General features: G+C 71.5%; 15 protein-coding genes. 6 read left to right on the top strand and 9 right to left on the bottom strand.

Going from position 1 to position 18,490, the window contains the following annotated elements; translation table 11 throughout:
- Nucleotides 1-19: 19 nt before the first annotated feature.
- Nucleotides 20-2,329, top strand: a complete 2,310-nt coding sequence (locus Ade02nite_RS05015; protein ID WP_239168528.1) for a ribonucleoside-diphosphate reductase subunit alpha — start codon at nucleotides 20-22, stop codon at nucleotides 2,327-2,329.
- Complete coding sequence (locus tag Ade02nite_RS05010) at nucleotides 2,329-3,324, top strand: ribonucleotide-diphosphate reductase subunit beta (RefSeq protein WP_203760315.1); 996 nt, start codon at nucleotides 2,329-2,331, stop codon at nucleotides 3,322-3,324. The genes Ade02nite_RS05015 and Ade02nite_RS05010 overlap by 1 nt, the downstream gene beginning before the upstream one ends.
- A 459-nt stretch (nucleotides 3,325-3,783) precedes the next feature.
- Here Ade02nite_RS05010 and Ade02nite_RS05005 read toward each other — a convergent pair whose 3' ends face one another.
- Both Ade02nite_RS05005 and Ade02nite_RS05000 read right to left on the bottom strand, forming a co-directional pair.
- Nucleotides 3,784-4,137 carry a hypothetical protein gene (locus Ade02nite_RS05005; protein ID WP_203760314.1) on the bottom strand — a complete coding sequence of 118 codons (354 nt, stop codon included), beginning with the start codon at nucleotides 4,135-4,137 and terminating at the stop codon, nucleotides 3,784-3,786.
- A gap of 137 nt (nucleotides 4,138-4,274) precedes the next feature.
- Complete coding sequence (locus tag Ade02nite_RS05000; RefSeq protein WP_203760313.1) at nucleotides 4,275-4,517, bottom strand: hypothetical protein; 243 nt, start codon at nucleotides 4,515-4,517, stop codon at nucleotides 4,275-4,277.
- 354 nt (nucleotides 4,518-4,871) lie between these two features.
- On the opposite strand from Ade02nite_RS05000, the gene Ade02nite_RS04995 reads away from it, so the two are divergent.
- Nucleotides 4,872-7,637: a helix-turn-helix transcriptional regulator gene (locus Ade02nite_RS04995; RefSeq protein ID WP_203760312.1), complete on the top strand. Its 2,766-nt coding sequence runs from the start codon at nucleotides 4,872-4,874 to the stop codon at nucleotides 7,635-7,637.
- Here Ade02nite_RS04995 and Ade02nite_RS04990 read toward each other — a convergent pair.
- From Ade02nite_RS04990 to Ade02nite_RS04975, 4 genes are read right to left on the bottom strand one after another with little or no spacing between them, the layout of a single operon-like run.
- The gene (locus Ade02nite_RS04990; protein WP_239168527.1) at nucleotides 7,621-8,130 is read right to left on the bottom strand and encodes a copper resistance CopC family protein; all 510 of its coding nucleotides are present in this window, start codon (nucleotides 8,128-8,130) and stop codon (nucleotides 7,621-7,623) included. The two genes, Ade02nite_RS04995 and Ade02nite_RS04990, sit on opposite strands and share 17 nt — an antisense overlap.
- A complete protein-coding gene (locus Ade02nite_RS04985; RefSeq protein ID WP_203760372.1) occupies nucleotides 8,127-9,275 on the bottom strand; it encodes a Dyp-type peroxidase in 1,149 nt (382 codons plus the stop codon). Before Ade02nite_RS04985 ends, Ade02nite_RS04990 begins: the two co-directional genes overlap by 4 nt.
- Before the next feature lie 2 nt (nucleotides 9,276-9,277).
- Nucleotides 9,278-9,790: a copper chaperone PCu(A)C gene (locus Ade02nite_RS04980; protein WP_203760310.1), complete on the bottom strand. Its 513-nt coding sequence runs from the start codon at nucleotides 9,788-9,790 to the stop codon at nucleotides 9,278-9,280.
- A complete protein-coding gene (locus Ade02nite_RS04975; protein ID WP_239168526.1) occupies nucleotides 9,787-11,724 on the bottom strand; it encodes a bifunctional copper resistance protein CopD/cytochrome c oxidase assembly protein in 1,938 nt (645 codons plus the stop codon). The genes Ade02nite_RS04980 and Ade02nite_RS04975 overlap by 4 nt, the downstream gene beginning before the upstream one ends.
- 186 nt (nucleotides 11,725-11,910) lie before the next feature.
- Here Ade02nite_RS04975 and Ade02nite_RS04970 point away from each other — a divergent pair, with 186 nt between their 5' ends.
- Nucleotides 11,911-12,456 (top strand): hypothetical protein, encoded by a 546-nt coding sequence (locus Ade02nite_RS04970; protein WP_203760308.1) that lies wholly within the window; start codon nucleotides 11,911-11,913, stop codon nucleotides 12,454-12,456.
- Here Ade02nite_RS04970 and Ade02nite_RS04965 read toward each other — a convergent pair.
- Nucleotides 12,425-12,787, bottom strand: a complete 363-nt coding sequence (locus tag Ade02nite_RS04965; protein WP_203760307.1) for a hypothetical protein — start codon at nucleotides 12,785-12,787, stop codon at nucleotides 12,425-12,427. The genes Ade02nite_RS04970 and Ade02nite_RS04965 overlap by 32 nt on opposite strands.
- An 80-nt stretch (nucleotides 12,788-12,867) precedes the next feature.
- Here Ade02nite_RS04965 and Ade02nite_RS04960 point away from each other — a divergent pair, with 80 nt between their 5' ends.
- The gene (locus tag Ade02nite_RS04960) at nucleotides 12,868-14,412 is read left to right on the top strand and encodes a PepSY-associated TM helix domain-containing protein (RefSeq protein ID WP_203760306.1); all 1,545 of its coding nucleotides are present in this window, start codon (nucleotides 12,868-12,870) and stop codon (nucleotides 14,410-14,412) included.
- A 530-nt stretch (nucleotides 14,413-14,942) separates the two neighbouring features.
- On the opposite strand, the gene Ade02nite_RS04955 is transcribed toward Ade02nite_RS04960, so the two are convergent.
- Nucleotides 14,943-15,554 (bottom strand): DUF1345 domain-containing protein, encoded by a 612-nt coding sequence (locus tag Ade02nite_RS04955; protein WP_203760305.1) that lies wholly within the window; start codon nucleotides 15,552-15,554, stop codon nucleotides 14,943-14,945.
- A 106-nt stretch (nucleotides 15,555-15,660) separates the two neighbouring features.
- Here Ade02nite_RS04955 and Ade02nite_RS04950 point away from each other — a divergent pair, with 106 nt between their 5' ends.
- Complete coding sequence (locus Ade02nite_RS04950; protein WP_203760304.1) at nucleotides 15,661-16,374, top strand: hypothetical protein; 714 nt, start codon at nucleotides 15,661-15,663, stop codon at nucleotides 16,372-16,374.
- Nucleotides 16,375-16,399: 25 nt separating this feature from the next.
- Here the strand turns inward: Ade02nite_RS04950 and Ade02nite_RS04945 are convergent, their stop codons facing one another.
- Nucleotides 16,400-18,475 carry a PQQ-dependent sugar dehydrogenase gene (locus Ade02nite_RS04945; RefSeq protein WP_203760303.1) on the bottom strand — a complete coding sequence of 692 codons (2,076 nt, stop codon included), beginning with the start codon at nucleotides 18,473-18,475 and terminating at the stop codon, nucleotides 16,400-16,402.
- Nucleotides 18,476-18,490 lie beyond the last annotated feature (15 nt).

Here is an 18,490-nt window from a genome sequence, read left to right as displayed (position 1 = left end):
AGAGTCACGAGGAGGGGACATGACGGTCATGCGGGTACGCAAACGCAACGGCGACCTGGAGACGGTCGACGTCAACAAGATTGTCCGGGCGGTCGAGCGCCGCGCCGGCGATCTGAGCGAGGTCGATCCACTGCGGGTGGCGACCAAGACGATCAGCGGGCTGTACGACGGCGCCACCACGGCCGAGCTCGACAAGCTGTCGATCCAGACGGCGGCGGAGCTGATCGGCGAGGAGCCGCAGTACTCCCGGCTCGCCGCCCGGCTGCTCGCCGCGTTCGTCGAGAAAGAGGTGCGCCATCAGGGCGTCGCCAGTTTCAGCCAGTCCATCCGGTACGCGCACCAGCAGGGTCTGATCGGCGACGCGACGGCCGCGTTCGTCGCCCGCAACGCCCGCAAGCTCGACGACGCCGTCGACGAGGACGCGGACCGCAACTTCGAATACTTCGGCCTGCGCACGGTCGCCGACCGCTACCTGTTGCGGCATCCCCTCTCCCGCGAGGTCGTCGAGACGCCGCAGTACTGGCTGTTGCGCGTCGCTTGTGGACTGTCGGCGAACCCGGCCGAGGCGATCGGCTTCTACCGGCTCATGTCGTCGCTGGCCTACCTGCCGAGCTCGCCGACGCTGTTCAACTCCGGCACCCGGCACACCCAGATGTCGTCGTGCTTCCTGGTCGACTCGCCGCGCGACGAGCTCGACTCCATCTACGAGCGCTACCACCAGGTCGCGAAGCTGTCGAAGTTCTCCGGCGGCATCGGCATCTCGTGGACGCGGATCCGCGGCCGGGGCGCGCTGATCCGGGGCACCAACGGCAAGTCCAACGGCATCGTCCCGTTCCTCAAGACGCTCGACGCCGGCGTCGCCGCGGTCAACCAGGGCGGCCGGCGCAAGGGCGCGGCCTGCGTCTACCTGGAGCCGTGGCACCCGGACGTCGAGGAGTTCCTCGAACTGCGCGACAACACCGGCGAGGAGTCCCGCCGCACCCACAACCTCAACCTGGCCAACTGGATCCCGGACGAGTTCATGCGCCGCGTCGAGTCCGACGGCGACTGGTCGCTGATCGACCCGACCGACGCGCCGGACCTGCCCGACCTCTACGGCGAGGCGTTCGACGAGGCCTACCGCGCCGCCGAGAAGAAGGCCGTCAAAAGCGTCAAGGCCCGGGACCTGTACGGGCGGATGATGCGCACCCTGGCGCAGACGGGCAACGGCTGGATGACGTTCAAGGACCGCTCGAACGCCCTGTCGAACCAGACCGGCCGCCCCGGCAACACCATCCACCTGTCGAACCTGTGCACCGAGATCCTCGAGGTCAACAGCGACGACGAGACGGCGGTGTGCAACCTCGGATCGGTCAACCTCGCCGCCCACGTCACGGCATCGTCCGGAGTGGACTGGCCGAAGCTGCGCGAGACCGTGCGCACGGCCGTCGTCTTCCTCGACCGGGTCATCGACATCAACTACTACCCGTCGCCGCAGGCCGCCGCGTCCAACCCGCGCTGGCGCCCGGTCGGGCTCGGGCTGATGGGCCTCCAGGACGCGTTCTTCACGCTGCGGCTGCCGTTCGACTCCGCCGAGGCGCGGGAGCTGTCCACCCGCGTACAAGAGGAGATCCTGTTGACCGCGCTGGAGACCTCGGTCGCCCTCGCGGAGCAGTCCGGACCCCATCCGTCGTACGCCGAAACGCGCGCCGCGGAAGGCAAACTGCACCCGGACCTGTGGGGTGTGACGCCCGCACAGACCGAACGGTGGGCCGAGCTGAGGGCGCGCGTCGCCGAGCACGGCCTGCGCAACTCGCTGCTCGTGGCGGTCGCGCCGACGGCCACCATCGCCTCCGTCGCCGGCTGCTACGAGTGCATCGAACCGCAGGTGTCCAACCTCTTCAAACGCGAGACGATGTCCGGCGAGTTCCTTCAGATCAACACCTATCTGGTACGCGAGCTGAAGTCCCGCGGCCTGTGGACCGCCCCGATCCGCGAGCAGATCAAGCGGGCCGAGGGTTCCGTGCAGGGCATCGCCGAGCTGCCGGCGGACGTGCGCGAGCTCTTCCGTACGGCCTGGGAGCTCCCGCAGCGTGCCCTCATCGACCTGGCCGCCGCCCGCGCCCCGTACATCGACCAGTCGCAGTCCCTCAACCTGTTCCTGAGCGCGCCGACGATCGGCAAGCTCTCGTCGATGTACCTGCACGCCTGGAAATCCGGGCTGAAGACCACGTACTACCTGCGCTCGCGCCCCGCGACGCGCATCCAGCAGGCGACCGTGCCGGTGCTCACCGCCGCCGCCGAGGCCTGCTCCCTGGAGAACCCCGAGTCCTGCGAGGCCTGCCAGTAATGCTGCTCGATCCCGGAATGGACCTGACCCTGCGGCCGATGAAGTACCCGCACTTCTTCGACCGCTTCAAGGACGCCATCAAGAACACCTGGACCGTCGAGGAGGTCGACCTGCACTCCGACCTCGCCGACCTGGGCAAGCTGTCACCCGCCGAGCAGCATCTGGTGTCGCGGCTGGTCGCCTTCTTCGCCACCGGCGACACCATCGTGGCGAACAACCTGGTGCTCAACCTCTACCAGCACGTCAACTCGCCCGAGGGCCGGCTCTACCTGTCGCGGCAGCTCTTCGAGGAGGCCGTGCACGTCCAGTTCTACCTCAACCTGCTCGACACGTACGTCCCCGACCTCGACGAGCGCGCGGCCGCCTTCTCGGCAGTGGAGAACATCCCGTCGATCGCCCGCAAGGCCGAGTTCTGCTTCAAATGGATCGACTCGATCTTCGAGCTGCGCACGCTGCGGACGCGCGACGACCGGCGCGCGTTCCTGCTCAACCTGATCTGCTTCGCCGCGTGCATCGAGGGCCTGTTCTTCTACGGCGCCTTCGCGTACGTCTACTACCTGCGCTCCCGCGGTCTGCTGCACGGCCTGGCGAGCGGCACCAACTGGGTCTTCCGCGACGAGTCCATGCACATGGCCTTCGCCTTCGACGTGGTCGACCAGGTCCGCGCCGAGGAACCCGGCCTGTTCGACGCCGACATGGCACAGCAGGTGCGGGACATGCTGGCCGAGGCCGTCGAGTGCGAGGTCCAGTTCGCCGAGGACCTGCTCGAACAGGGCGTCAGCGGCATGTCCCTCACCGACATGCGCGAATACCTCCAGCACGTCGCCGACCGCCGCCTCGCCGTGCTGGGCATCGAGCCCCTCTACGGCTCGCGGAACCCGTTCGCGTTCATGGAGCTCCAGGACGTCCAGGAGCTGTCGAACTTCTTCGAACGGCGAGTCTCGGCCTACCAGGTAGGCGTGACCGGAGCCGTCACCTTCGACGACGACTTCTAGGCGAGCTCCCCGGGCGGCGGCCGATCCAGCCGGCCGCCGCCCAGCAGCGGACTGAACACCCTTTATGATCATGGTCTGGTTGGTGCTGGTGGAGACGACCTGTTCCGGTGAGGTAGCCGTCGATCAGACCTGTGCGGTATTGCATGCGTTTGAGGCGGTTCTTCACGGCAGCGGCGAAGTTGGCCAGGCTGCCTTTCATGGGTCGATCAGACTTTCTCGACCGGGTTGAGCTCGGGCCGTAGGTTGGTCGCTGGTAGACGCGCTGCCAGCTGCGAGCGGGGCGCTGTCGATCAGCCGGGAGCGGTGGCCGGCCACCCGCTCTCGCGTTCCCGTTCTGCCTGGTCAACGCCGCCGCCATCGCCGTATCGCATGCGATCAGCAGACCCGATACCCACCTGCCGCGGCGATCACCCACAAGCCTCCAGTGGATCTGTGCCAGACCCCCGGCCCGAGAGATGTCTAGAGATCGGGCCATACGTGCGGCTCCTGGTAGGCGTGAAACCCGCGGAAGAACCAGTCCGCCAGATCCCGCAACCGCTCCAGGCAATTTTCGTAGTACTCGGCGGGCTCCGGCCGAGGAAAGTGCGGGTGTGCCGTCCACTCCGCCACGAAGTGAGAGACCTCGTAGAACCCCTCGGCCATCCAGCGCGGCAAGCCGTCCTGGCCCTCGTGTCGTTCGCAGGCCGCGCGCATCGCCCGCTCCAGGCGCGTGAACGCCACCCGATCCCAAACGAGATCGGTTCGCAGCTGGAGCAGGAAGCTGCCGTCCACCGCCTCGAATTCCCGCCTCAGCACGGTCGCCGCATCAGCCACCACCACATCTTGACAGCCCGGCCAGAAGGCATCTGGATGGCTGGCGCGCTGACCCGGCTGTTCGACCTGCTCGAAGCCCCGGCCGCGGCGGGCTCGCGTGGCGGCGTGCCCAGTGTTCCGCCTCCCCGGCGCGGCTGTCACCGCGGGCCGGGGGCTCCGGTGAGGCGCCGCACCGCCTCCTCCATGGCGAAGCGGCCCAGGTATTCGTCCGGCCGGCCGGTGTGGCGGCGGTAGGTGTGCCACTGGTCGCCGTCGGCCGCGCCGGCGTGGACGTAGCCGATGTCGGTGCCGTCGAGGTGGATGCTGTAGCCGCCCATGGTGCTGACGGTCAGGGTGGCGCCGGCGACCTTCCGGTCGCCCAACGGAACTCGGCGCTGCACGGCCCACCTCCTCATTTCTGAGTCATGTGGGTCTAGATGGTCACGCCGGCGGGCTGCGCAGGCATCAGCCGTTCGGCCACGGGAGCTTCACCAGGTGGGCGGCCAGCTCATCGCGCTGCCTCCTTCGCTGCGGTTCGGACGAGATCTGCGGATCGGACGAGATCTGCGGATCGGACGAGGTCTGCGGTGGCGACCAGGTGTCAACCGGGCCGGGTCCGCCACGCCTGGAACGCCGGCGCCCCCTCCGTGGACCAGCACCACGTTCCTCGTCTCTGGCATGACGGCAGCGTCCGCCGGGGGACCCCGGCGAGGCATCGGGGAAAACCCTCTCCAGCGAGGTGGAAGGATGGGCGGGTGAGGGATGTGGCGGCCGAGCCGGGCCTGTTCGGCCGCGACGAGGCGCTGCGGGTGCTGTCCGAGCTGATGGAGCGGGGTGGCAGCGCGGTCGTCACCGGCGATCCCGGGTCGGGCAAGAGCAGCGTGGTGCGGGCCGCCGTCCGGCCGGCTCGCGAGCGGGGCCGCCGGGTGCTGTCCGTGACGCCGACGCCGTTCGAGCGGGGGTTGCCGTTCGCGGGGCTCGCCGAGCTGGTCGCCCAGTGCCCGGAGGGTGCGGACGGTGACCTGCCGGGTCCGCAGCGGCGGGCGCTCGCGGTCGCCCTGCACCGTGCCGAGCCGGCCGCCGCGGACGGGACCGACGCGCTGGCCGTGCCACTGGCCGTGCGGGGTCTGCTGGCGCGGTTGTGCGCGGCGGAGCCGGTGGCGCTCTTAATCGACGACCTTCAGTGGCTCGACCGGGCGAGCCTGGGCAGTCTGGGGTTCGCGCTGCGCGGCGCCGCCGTCGAGCCGGGGCGGCTCAGTGTCCTGGTGGCCACGCGGCCCGACCCGGACGGCGGCGCCGACCTGATCCGGTCGCTGGCCGAGCCGCGGCGCGATCTCGTGCTGCCGCCGCTGGCGGACGGGGCGGTCGGCCGGCTGCTGCGCGACCGGCTGGGCCCGCGGTGGACTCCCCCGATGAGCGCCGGCGTGGCCCGGGCCTGCGGGGGCAACCCGCTGCTGGCGCTGGAGATCGCCCGGGCGATGGAGGCTGCTCCGGCGCCGTCGCACGGCGGCGTCGTGCCCGTGCCGCCGAGCCTGGCCGACCTGCTCCGGGAACGGGTCGAGCGGCTGGACGCGCCGGTTCGCGAGGTTCTGCTGCTGGTCTCCGCGGCCGGCCGGCTCACCGTGGCCCAGCTGCGGGCGACAGCCGGGGACGAGCGCGTGCGCGACGCTCTCGAGGCCGCCGCCGACGAGGACGTGGCGAGCGTCGGCGCCGGGTCGGTGATCGCCTTCTCCCATCCGCTGATGGCGTCGGCCGTCTACGACGCGGCCACTGCCGCGCAACGGCGCCGGGCGCATCGCGCGCTCGCCGACACGCTCGACGACCCGGTGGAGCGCGCCCGGCACCGGTCACGCGCGGTCGCCGCGCCCGACGAGGCCGTCGCTGCCGAGCTGGAACGCGCCGCGGGCGTCTCCCGGAGCCGGGGCGCTCAGCGGCTCGCCGGCGAGCTTCTGGAGAGTGCCGCGCTCGCCACGCCGGACGGCGGCCTGGACCGGTGGCTACGCGCGGTGGACGTCTACGGCGAGGCCGGCGACGAGCCGGCGGCACGCGCCGCGCTCGACAAGGGGTCCGCGCTGGCCACCGGCGCGGAGGAGCAGGCACAGGTGCTGGTACGCCGGGTCCGCCTCGCCGCCGACGTGGCCACCGCGCGGTCGCTGGCGGAACGGGCGCTGTCGCTGGCGCCGGCCGCGAGCGCGGCCCGCGCCGGGCTGCTGAGCGTGCTGGCGGCGCTGTGCCGGCTGCAGGGCGACGGCGAGCGCGCCCTGGAGATGGCCCGCACGGGCGCCGCCGAGGCCGCGGCGCTGGGCCTGCCGGAGGTCGAGCTGGCCTCGCTGAGCGAGCGCGTGTCGATCGAACGGCTCTGGGGCTGGGGGTCGCCGGAGCGGACCCTGGGCGAGATCGAGGCCCTGGCCGGGCGCGCGCGGCCGCCGCTGTCGGTGTCGTGGCTGGCGTTCATCCGGGGCTTCTTCGCGAGCTGGGACGACGAGGACGCCGAGCGGCACGTCCGCGACGGCATCGCCTGGGCGGTCGACAGCGGCCGCTACGGCGAGCTGTCGCTGCTGTACGTCGGCCTCGTCATGATCTTGATTCGTAGGTCCAAGGTGGACGACGCGCGGGCGGCCCTGGGCGAGGCGGCTCGCACGGGCGCCTGGACGGCCGCCAGCCGCGACTGGTCCGCCTCGTACACATCGCAGGAGGCCATGGCCCGGGTGCTGGCCGACGCCTACTCCGGCAACCTGGACGTCGCCCGTGACTGGGCGCGGCGGGCCGCCGCCGAGCCGCGCATCCGCGAGTCGCCGTACTGGCGCGGGGGTTTCCTGGCGTTGCTCGGCTTCGTCGAGACCTCCGCGCGGCAGTGGCAGGCGGCGCTGGAGCCGCTGCGCGAGCTGGCGGACCTGTGCGCGGCCACCGGCATCGCCGACCTGGAGGCGCTGCTGTGGGGCGTCGACTACGCCGACGCGGCGTTGCAGGCCGGCGCGATGGACGACGTCGGCGCGGCCATCGCCGTGCTGCGCCGCCAGGCCGCCGCCGGCCGTCCCGAGGCGGCGATCGCCGCGGACCGCTGCGAGGCGTTGCGCACGGCCGCCCGCGGCGACGTGGACGAGGCCCTGGCCACCCTGCGCGCGATCGCCGACCGGCCGGGCGCCGAGTGCCCGTTCGAGGCGGCCCGGTCCCGGCTGGCGCTGGGCCAGGTCTACCGCCGTGCCGGCTACAAGGGCCTGGCGGGCGAGGCGCTGACCGCCGCGGCGGCCGCCTTCGACGAGCTGGGCGCCCCGCGGTGGGCGGAGCGCGCCCGGCTCGAGGCCGACCGGACCGGCCTGCGGCACACCCCGAGCGGCCTCACCGCGACCGAGCGCCGCGTGGCCGAGCTGGTGGCGGCGGGACACTCCAATCAGGAGACCGCCGCCGAGCTCTTCATGTCGGTGAAGACCGTCGAGGCCAACCTGACCCGCATCTATCGCAAGCTGTCCGTACGCTCCCGGACCGAGCTCGCCAACCACATGCTCAGCGACGGCGCCTGAGCCCGAAGGCCACTGCCGCCGCGGCCAGCAGGACACCGGCGGCGCCGACGCCGATCAGGACCCCGAACGGCACGCCACCGTCACCACCGGCGGAGGCGGGAGCGGCGGCGACGAGGGCGGCCGGCTTCGCGGGGTCGTCCACGATGAACGTGTACGAGCCCTGCACGGAGTGGCCGTCGACCGACACGGTGCGGTAGGCGACGGTGTAGACGCCGTTCGCCAGCGGGCTCGTCAAGGTGACCACGCCGGTGTTTCCCCGCAAGGCGGGCGCCGAGGAGGGCACCTTGGCGCGGGCCGAGTCCGAGACGACGATCGTGGTGAAGTCGGGCTTCAGCGTCTCGAGGAAGCGCAGCGTGACGGTGGACGGCGAGGCCGCCACCGTGCTGCCGGCGGCGGGCGACGCGGACGACAGCTGATTGTGGGCCCAGGCGGGGGCGCCCGGCAGGAGGACGGCGGCGACCACCGCGAGGGTCAGCAGCAGGCGGCGCGTCATCCGAGCACCTCCGCGCCGATCCAGCCGTCCGGCGCACAGCCGGGCGGGACGGCGAAGACGGCCGAGCCGATCGGGGTGATCCATTCGTTCAACAGGTCTCTCTCCGCGAGTCGTTGCTGGATGGGCACGTACTGCCGCTCGATGGAGCGCTGGTACGACGCGAAGACGAGCCCGCTGTCCGGGTGGCCCACCGCGTTCGGGGCGCCGTCGTAGTTGTACGGGCGGCGCAGGATCTTCAGCGCCGGATCGGTGACGTGGGCGCGGGTGACGTGCGCGTAGTCGGGCATCACCGGCAGCCCGTTCGCGTCCAGGGCGGCGAAGTCCGGCTCGTCATGCTCCTTCGCGCCGCTGAACGGCGCGCCGGTGTCCATCCGCCGGCCCACCGCGTTCTCCTTGTCGGCGACGCTGAGCAGGTCCCACTTCTCGATCTCGGCGCGGATGCGGCGCACGACGAGCGTGGTGCTGCCGTCCGGCGCCCACACGGCCGCGTCCAGGGCGTCGCCGGTCGGGTTCGCCGTCCCGTCCAGCTGGCCGAGCACGTTGCGCTGGGTGAAACCCGTTGGCTGTACGCCGGGAGAGCGCCGGAATCCCGTCTGCACCCACCGCACGGCGCCGAACGGGCGCGCGTCCTTGACGAGCATCCGCTGGGCGTGCGCGACGGTGAGCGCGTCGTCGGCGCAGATCTGGATCAGCAGGTCGCCGCCGGACCAGCGGGCCTCGAGCCGGTCGATCGCGAACGACGGCAACGCCTTCACGGGCGAGGGGACGCCCGCGGCCTCGTACAGCCCGGGCCCGAAGCCGAACGTGATGGTGAGCCTCGCGGGCAGCAGGGCGAGCGCCGCGTCGGTGTCGCCGAGGGCCGGTGCGCCCTGGGTCAGCCGCGCGGCGTCGTCGGAGAGCAGGCGCATGAGCCGTCCCAGCTGCCGCCGGTCGGTCCCGGCGGGCAGCGTGAAGGCCACAAAGGACGCGTGCGCCGGCGGGTCGGTGGCGACGCCCGCCTGCCGCACGCCGTGGAACGGGACGATCGCGGTGCCGGTGTCCACGGCCGCGAGTGCCGCGGGCTCGTCGCCCCGGAAGGCCAGCGCGCCCGCGGCCGCGCCCGCGCCGGCGAGCGCCCCGCCCGCGAGCAGGTGCCGGCGGCGCACGCTCACATGCCCGCCATCGGCGCGTAGCTCTCCTGCGCCCCGGCGAACGGCTTGGCCACCGCGCTGAAGTCGACGGTGCTGCCGTCGTCCAGAGTCAGGGTGAACGTCAGCTCGTCGCCCGGCTTGATGGGTGCGGTCGGCTTCATCAGCATCAGGTGGTCGCCGCCCGGGGAGAGCTCGTGGGTGCCGCCGGCCTTGACAAGGAAGCCGTCGGTCTTGGGCCGCATCACCATCTTGCCGTTGTCCATGGCCATCTCGTGCAGCTCCATCGGCGAGACCGAGGTGGCCGCCTTCAGCACGGTCACGTCCTTGCCGGTGTCGTTGACCAGGGTGCCGAACGCGGCGGTCATGCCGGAGCCGGCGGCCTTGACCCACGGGTCCTTGACGGTGAGCCGGGCGGCGGGCGCCGCGACGGCGTCGGGGTCCTCGGCGGCGTTGCAGCCGGCCAGGCCGGCGGTGACGAGGGCGGCAGCGGCGACGACGGCGAAGGAGCGACGGGAGAGGGTCCGCATCATTTTCTTCCTGTTTGAGGGGCTTCGTCCTCGTTAGTCGCCGAAGACGACCCGGAAGTTCCCCGCGCGGCGGCAGCGGCCAGAAAAGCGTTGTACCGGGCCAGGTCGTCCTCCTCACCGGTCGCCTCGGCGCGGTCCGCGGCGCGGTCCAGGCGGGCCTGCTCGCGCTCGTCGGAGCGGATCCACTGCCGTACCAGCAGAAGCATGATGGCCGCGGCCGGCAGCTCGCCGAAGGCCCACGCCAGCCCGGCGCCCAGCCGCTGGTCCGCCATGAGCGACGAGGCCCAGGGCGGATGCACGGCGGTGTACCAGTCCTGCCCGATGACGGTCGTGGCCTGCAACAGCACGAAGCCGAAGAAGGCGTGCGCCACCATCGCGAGGAAGTGCACCAGCGTGAGCAGCGCCGGATGCACGCGCCGCCGGCCCGGGTCGACGCCGATGAGCACCCAGAAGAGCAGACAGCCGGCGAGCACGAAGTGGGTCAGCATCGCGAGGTGGCCGAGGTGGTAGCGCATCAGGGTGCCTAGCAGCCCGCCGAAGTACAGCCCGTACAGGCTCGCCACGTAGACGGCGAGCGCGACCACCGGATGGCTCAGCAGCCGCGCGAAACGGCTGTGCAGCGCGAGCATCAGCCACTCCCGCGCGCCGCGCACCTGCGGGTCGCGCGGCCGGCGCAGGGCGCGCAACGCCAGCGTGACCGGGGCGCCGCCGACGAGCAGGATCGGCACCACCATCGACAACACCATGTGCTGCACCATGTGCGCGCTGAACAGGACGTACGCGTAGCGCGCGACGCCGAGGCCCGTGATGGCGCCGAGCACGAGCATGCCGCCGACCCAGGACGCCGTCCGGCTCACCGGCCAGGCGTGCCCCTCGCGGCGCAGCCGCCACACCCCGGCCAGATAGAAGCCGATCCCGGCGGCCACGAGGGTCAGGAAGAACAGGTCCGGCAGCGGGTCACCGAGCATGCGCAACGCGGTCGGCGGCGCCGGCATGGGAAAGCCGAGCAATTCGACCAGCGGATCGGGCTCGTCCACCACGACCGGCGTCGGCGAACGTGACAACGCCACGGCCAGGCCGGCCGCCGCGCCGAGCACGACGAGTTCGCCCACGGCGAGGCGCAGGAACGCCCGGGGTTGCCCACCGGCGAGCAACGGCAGCGTGCGCGAGCGGTGCCACGCGCCGATCAGGCCGACGGCGACAAGGGCCAGGACCTTCATCAGGACGAGTACGCCGTACCGCGTCGTCCACAACGCCGGCAGCTCGCCGAGCCGCACCGCCGCGTTCGCCACCCCGCTGAGCGCCGTCGCCACGAAGCAGCCGAGCGCGAGCCGGCTGTAGCGCGCGGCCGTCTCGGCGAACCGCCGCACCCGCCGGACCGCGAGCATGCCGGCCAGCCCGCCCACCCACAGCGAGGCGGCGAGGACGTGCACCGCGAGGCTGGTCACCGCGATCTGGTGGTTGCCGGCCGAGGCCGCGTGCCCGGTGAACGCCGGCGGCAGCACCGCCGCCGAGGCGAGCACCGCCACGGCGAAGGCCAGCCGGCGCGACACCCCGGCCCGGCACAGCACGGCCACGACGAGCGCCAGCGCGGCCTGCAGCAGCAGCGCCTGGCCCTGGTTGACGGAGAACGCGAAGCTCACCACCGAAGGCGAGGTGAGCCGGCCGACCGGGACGGCGAGCACGTCCGAGACGGTCAGCACCACGAGCGCGAGCGCGGACACCGCCCAGCCCAGCGCCGGCCACGCGGTGCGGCGCAACAGCATCCATCCGTACGCGGAGACGCTCGGGCCGTCGCCGGGCAGCAGAAAGGCCGCCGTGACAGTGATTCCCGCCACCAGGACGCCGAACGCGGTGGCCGCGAACGTCACCAGCGGCAGCGCCCACTCGGTCGCCGCGCCCGGGCTGGGAATGCCCGGAAGCACCGCATCGTCCACCGCCCCACCGAACAACAGGGCCATTACCAGCACAAATACGGCCGCTCCGGCAACCACCGGAACGACCCGCACACCCAACCGCACGTGAGGTGGTCGTCAGTTCGGGCCCGATGGTTCCCGGGAACTTCGCGGGGGCACTGGACGACTCCCTTTAGAGTTACGGGTTCCTGACGAGAGCGGTGAGGCATGGCAGACGAGGGTTCGACGACTCGCACCGGCCGCGCGTGTCTCCGCCGCGGGGCGGGCACGCGGTCGCCGCTCGTGCTGCGCCACCACGACGGCGGCCTGACCGTGGGCGCCCGCCGGCGCGTCGCCGAGCGGGTCCACTCGCTGCGCGGCCTCATCGTCGGCATGGCGCTCGCCGCGATCGCATGGATCGCCGCCGCCGTCGTGCTCTTCGCGGGCACGCCGATGCCGCACGCCGCCGACGCGAGCCCCTGCCCCGCCCGCAAGTCGCTGGTCGCCTCCGACGGCGACGCGACGCTACGGGTGCGGCCCGAGACCCCGAGCGGCGCCACGACGCTCCTCCACCTCTGCGTCGACGAGGGCACCGAGGCCGTACGCCGGTGGTCGGTCACCGCCACCGACAGCGCCGGCAACACCGTGCCCGTGGCCGTGCAGCCGCTGGGCGACCGGCTGGCCATCGCCACCGCGCCGCTGGCCGGTGGCAGCGCCACGCTCCACGTCGAGACGGACGCCGCTACGTTCCAGGTCGCGCTGCGCCTGCGGTAGAGAGCCAGTCCCCGCCCGGTGTCCGCACGGCGAGGCCGATCACCTCGCCACCGGATCGTTCCACTCGTACGGTGGGGCAGCCGTCGGTAGCGCGGTGCCAGCGGCCGCTCGCGGGGTCGTGCACGGCCGAGTGCCGGCAGTGCTGCTCGTCCGCGTACCCCCAAGCCATGAGAAGCTCGCGACCGGCGTAGGAATAACGCCCGACCGTGGCGACGCGATCGCCGTCGGCGCGCCGATAGAACTCGGCCGACAGGCCGGGCACGGCAACCCCCTCGAACGACGCGTCGGCGACGGTACGGTCCAGGCAATACTCGGAAAGATCAGGAAGCACGCCCTCATGGTCGCCGCACACCGGCGATCGGTTCCGCGAATCGCCGGGAACTACCCCGCATTGGCGAACGACCAACCCGCATGTCGACTGCCGCGCCACCCTCGGCTCCCCCGTCGTCCCGTTCCCGCGCGCAATCCCCGTCCGGCTTCGTCCCCCTGCTGCTGCGACTGCACTTCTACGCCGGCGTGCTCGTGGCCCCGTTCCTGCTCGTCGCCGCGCTGACCGGCCTCGCGTACGTCTTCTCCCCACAGATCGACCGCATTCTCTACGCCGACGAGCTCATCGTCCCGAATCCCGCCGGCCCCACGAGGCCCGTAGCCGAGCAGATCGCGGCGGCCCGGGCCTCGGCGCCCGGCGGCACACTGGTCACGGTGCGGCCGGGCGAGGGCTCCGCGACGACGCAGGTGGATTTCGCGCTGCCCACGCTCGACGAGGACCATCGGCGCACCGTGTACGTCAACCCGTACAGCGGCGAGGTCACCGGCCACCTGACAACCTGGTTCTCCTACACGCCCGTCCGCACGTGGCTCGACGACCTGCACCGCAACCTGCACCTCGGCGCCGCCGGCCGGCACTACTCCGAGTTCGCCGCCAGCTGGCTCGGCGTCATCACCGTCGGCGGCCTGCTCCTGTGGTGGCGCCGACGGCGCGGCACCCGCCCGCCCGGCACCCGGCCCGCCACGTCCGACAACCGCCCGCCCAGCACCCGCCCCGCCGCATCCGGCAACCGGCCCGCCGCGTCCGGCCGCCGATTTGGGCGCACCGTCCGCGGGCTCCTGGTTCCCGACCTGGCCGCCGCGAAAGGCGTACACCGCACCCGCGGCTGGCACGCGGCCACCGGCGTCTGGCTCTCCGCCGGCCTGCTCATCCTGTCGGTCACCGGCCTGACCTGGTCCCGCTACGCCGGCGGCAACTTCAGCGAAGCCCTCGACGCCCTGGACGGCAGCCGCCCCTCGGTGAGCACTTCTCTCACCGGCGCCGCCGCCACCCCCACCGGCCACCACGGCGGCACAGCGGCGGTGGCCGGCACCGCCGATCACACGGCCATCGACGGCGTGCTGAAGGTGGCCCGCGACAACGGCCTCGACGGCCCCCTCGAAGTCACGGCCCCCGCCGACGGCACGAGTGCCTGGAAGGTCGCCCAGAACGACAGCCTGTGGCCGGTCCGCCAGGACAGCGTCGCCGTGGACGCCACCGCCGGCACGGTCACCGACCGGGTGAACTTCGCCGACTGGCCGCTGCTCGCCAAGCTCACCTCCTGGGGCGTCAACGCCCACATGGGACTGCTGTTCGGCCTCCCCAACCAGATCCTGCTGGCCGCCCTCGCGATCGGCCTGCTCTGCGTCATCGTCTGGGGCTACCGCATGTGGTGGCAGCGCCGCCCAACCCGCGCCGACCGCCGAGCTCCGGTCGGCGCTCCCCTGGGCACCCGCGGCGCCTGGCAGCAACTCCCGCCGTGGGCCATCGTCGCCGGCGTCCCCGCCGTCATCGCTCTCGGCTGGGCGGTCCCGCTCTTCGGCATCCCCCTGGCAGCATTCCTGCTCTTCGACGTCGCCACGGGTACGATCCAAAGCCGCCGCCGGAAGCCACCGGCGCCGGTCTCCCCCGCCCCAGCGGGAAGCTGAGCGCTTATGCGCGGCGGCCGCCACCGAAACGCCATCGGTGCCGGCCCGAAGGGTCAACTCCGAGCCGGCGATTCGGCCCGGGGGCGTCTCCCGCCCCATGCGCCGCCACGCCCGAATATTGACTCAACCCGAGTACATGTTGATGCAGGCCCGGCACATGTTGACTTGATACACATGACGGCCGGACGGTAGAGACTCATCGTTTCAGGTGACCGACCGGATCAGTGCCATGCGCTGTGAGCCCGTCCTCACGTGCTAGTGCCGACGGGCCAAACAGCGAGACGGCGTCCGGCCATGCCGCTACGCCAGGCGTTCAGCCATCGCAGCCGGCCGCCACCAAGCCAGACACTCGCGCCACCAAAGTCACGCCGCCACGCCAGGCGCCCGCACCGACACAGCCACACGCCGTACCCGGGCCCCGCGCCCGCGCCTGCGCCGCGAAGTGCACGCCGCCGCAGCCACACCGCCGCGCGAAGCGGCCGCACCGCCACGGACGCGCGGGGGCAGGCGTGGCCGTGGCGATGGGAATCTCAGCCGGTGATGACGCTGACGGCGATGCCGATCGTGGCGGTGTTGTAGACGAACGCCAGGATCGAGTGGGACAGGATCTGCAAGCGGATCTTCGCGGTCTGAGTCTCGACGTCCGAGACCGAGAATGTGGTGCCCAGGGTGAACGAGAAGTAGGCGAACTCGACGAAGCCCGGCCGGTCGGTGTTGGGGAAGGCGAGCGGCGGCTCGTCGGCCGCATAGAAGGTCTTCGCGTAGCGCTCGGCGTAGCCGAAGTGCAGGATGCCCCAGGCGAAGAGCACAGCGGGCACGCCGGCGACCTTGGCGAGCAGCTGCTGGTCGCCGTCGCTGATGACGATGCCCAGACCGGCGACGATGCCGACCATGCTGGTGAAGATGGTGAACGTCAGGCCCCACCGGCCGCCGATGCCGCGGGCGAGCCATTCGGTGCTGTCGTCGCGGTGGCTGCGCCGCAGGCGCCTGATGCGGATCGCGAGATAGGCGATCGCGATGACGTCCCAGAACCCGAGGGACACGAACTCCCACGGATCATCGAGGGAGACGACGAGAACGCCGAGGAGGATGAGGGCTGCCTCGATGATGCGAGACAGGACGAGCGTGGCCTTGCCGGTCATGACGTCCCTTGAAGTAATCAAACCGATAGATGCACCAGTGCGACGGATGCCGTCGGCCATGGTTCACTTCACAGGCTCAAGATCAAGGCAGGGACGGTACGGGGACATGCGGCGCGCAATGGGTGGTTTGCTGGTTTTGGTTCTCGGCCTCGCGGGGTGCGCCGATCCTCGGGACGGCGGGGAGCAGCCCCAGGTGGCGGTCAGCGTCTCACTGCCGGCCGATCCGAAGGCGGCGCTCGCCTTCGCGGCGGAGAAGCTGGGAGAACAGTCCGCTCGCATCACGTTCACGATCGCGGGCGGCCGTCCGCCTGGCACGAGGCTTGCCGGGGTGGTCGATGCCGCCACGGGAAACTACGACGTCACGGCGGACAGCTATGCGGTCCGGCGCATCGGTGACGACGTATGGATGAAGGCGACGCGGATGCCCAAGATGGAGCTCACGCTCCTTCAGGAGCAGGATCTGAACAAATGGATCAAGCTGACGGCCTTCAACATCGAGACCACGAACACCTTCCAACCCGGTTTCCCGTGGCAGCTTCCGCGGGGGACGGTGGAGCAGGGCTCGAAGATCACCCGAATCGGCGATCGATCCTTCCGTGGCGTCGCGGTCCGCGCACCGCGGGGTAAGGACGGTCACTTCGCCGCCGAAGTCGACCAGGCGGGTCGCCTCACCCGCGTGAGCAGCGGCTTCGGCGAGTCCTCCGACGACCTCTACGTCATCGAGTTCTCGGACTTCGGCCTGCCGGTGACCGTCGAGCCGCCGCCCGCTGACGAGGTGATCGAGAAGTACGTATCCACAGTGGACGCCGGCATCTTCTGAGATGCCGGCGTCCAGCCGGTGGGGCTCAGGCTGCCGGCGTTCCCACGACCGTGAAGTGGCGGGTACGGCCGATGTTGTCGAAGGAGCCGAAGCCGACGCGGCCCGAGGTGAAGGTGGTGTCGCGGGCGGTCATCAGCGGGTTGCGGTCGCCGTCGACGTAGACGGCGATCTCGCCGGTGGCCGGGATGTGCTTGACGCGTACGTTGTGCCACTCCGCGTCCACGATGGCCGGGTTGGCGCCTCGGGAGCGGCCGTTCCACTGGTAGTCGATCCGCTCGCGGTCGGCGTTGTTCACCTTGAAGATGCCGTTGTGCGGGTAGATCGTGTTGTCGGTCGAGAGGTGCGCGTAGTAGAACTCCGTGTCGGACTTGTAGCCGAACACGATGATCACGTCACGGTTGGTGACTTCGACGGGCTCGTCCAGGCGTACCTGGGCCGTGATCTCGACGCTGGAGAACGCCGGGCCCTTGGTCAGCACCGCGTACTCGAACGGGCGTCGCGGGCCGGGACGCGCCTCGCCCGCTGAGGCCAGGATGACCTGGCCGTTCTCGAAGCGCCACTTCGACGGCGTCACCGGCGCCCAGTTCGACGCGGCCGAGGTGTTCACGACCCGGGTGTGGCCCACCGGCGAGGAAGCGAAGTACTTCGCGTCCGTCACCTTCCAGATCTTGCCGTTGGCCTTGGCGAGGATGTAGAGCTCGCCCCGCGCGTCGGTGCCGAAGCGCAGGTCGACCCGGTTCGGATCGCCGGGCGCGCCCGGGCCGGAGAGCTCCTGCATCCGTACGGACTGGCCCTGCGGGGTGAACAGGTGCAGCCGGTGGATGGTCGCCGGATCCTTGCCGCGCCGCATCTCGCTCGCCTCGGTGTAGAAGACCGTGCCCGCGACGAGGTCGCCGAAGATGTACTTGCCGCGCAGCTTCGGGATGTCGTTGCCGCGGTAGACGAAGCCGCCCGCGACCGCCACGCCCACGTCGGCCGTGCAGTTCCAGCCGGGCGCCGGGTTGTGGTCGTACGACGCCACGGGGTACGTGTAGCCGTACTTCGCGTCGTCCGCCGGCAGCGGGTAGAGCCGGTCGCAGACGTTCGTCGCGTCGCGGTCGAAGACCAGCCGGCCCTCGCGCTCGCTCCAGCCCATGTTGTCGCCGGCGCGCACCTCGTAGATGGCCTCCGTCGACTTCTCGCCGATGTGCCCGAGATACATCTTGCCGGTGGCCCTGTCCCAGCTGAACCGGTGCGGGTCGCGGAAGCCGAGCGCGTAGATCTCGCCGAGCGCCCCCGTCTGCCCGGCGAACGGGTTGTCCGCGGGGATGCCGTACTTGCCGTTCGGCGAGTTCGTGCCCTGCGGGTCGATGCGCAGCAGCTTGCCGTGCGGCAGGGCGAGGTTTTGCGGGTCGGTGTTGCGTACGCCCAGACCGCCGTCACCGACCGCGAGGTAGAGCTTGCCGTACTCGGCCGACCCGCGCCGGGCCGTGGGGTTGAAGTTGATCTCCTGGATGCCGTGGATCTGGCCGCCGAAGCCGACGCGCAGGATCTCGCGGCGGGTGCCGGCGAACGTGTCAGCGGCCGGGTCGGCCGCCTTCCACTCGTTGATGACGCCGTGGAAGAGCGTGCCCGTCTGCTGGTAGTCGGGCACCGCCGTGGTCTGCGACGCCTGCTCGGTGTGGATGGTGTAGAAGAGGCCGTTCGTCTTGAAGTCCGGGTGGAACGTCACGTAGCCGAAGCCCTGCCCGAGCCCGCGCCCGGAGAAGAACTGCGGCTGGAACTCGGCGCGCACGTCGAGGTAGACGTGCGGCACGCCGTCCTTCACGAGGTACAGGTTGCCGTTCAGGTCCGGCACCGCACGGCGTCCCGAGCCGTCCGGCAGCTCCAGGATCGTGTTGATCCGGGCGATCCGGTTGAGCCGCTGGTCGGTCAGGGGCGGCTGGGTGAACGACTGCGGGAACGACGCGTACTCGGTGAGCTCGAGCCCCAGCGACGACGTCACCGGCTCGTACGGGATCGGGTCGGCGATCGGCTCGCCGGCGGGGGCCGCGAGCGCCACGGTGGGCGCGGCGACCAATGTGGACAATACGACCGCGGCGGATAGAAGGAACCGTCTCATAGAGATCATCCCCGT

This window comes from Paractinoplanes deccanensis (assembly GCF_016862115.1).
GTDB lineage: Bacteria > Actinomycetota > Actinomycetes > Mycobacteriales > Micromonosporaceae > Actinoplanes > Actinoplanes deccanensis.
The sequence above is the reverse complement of the archived record's forward strand: the minus strand, read 5'-3'. Positions and strand labels throughout refer to the sequence as shown.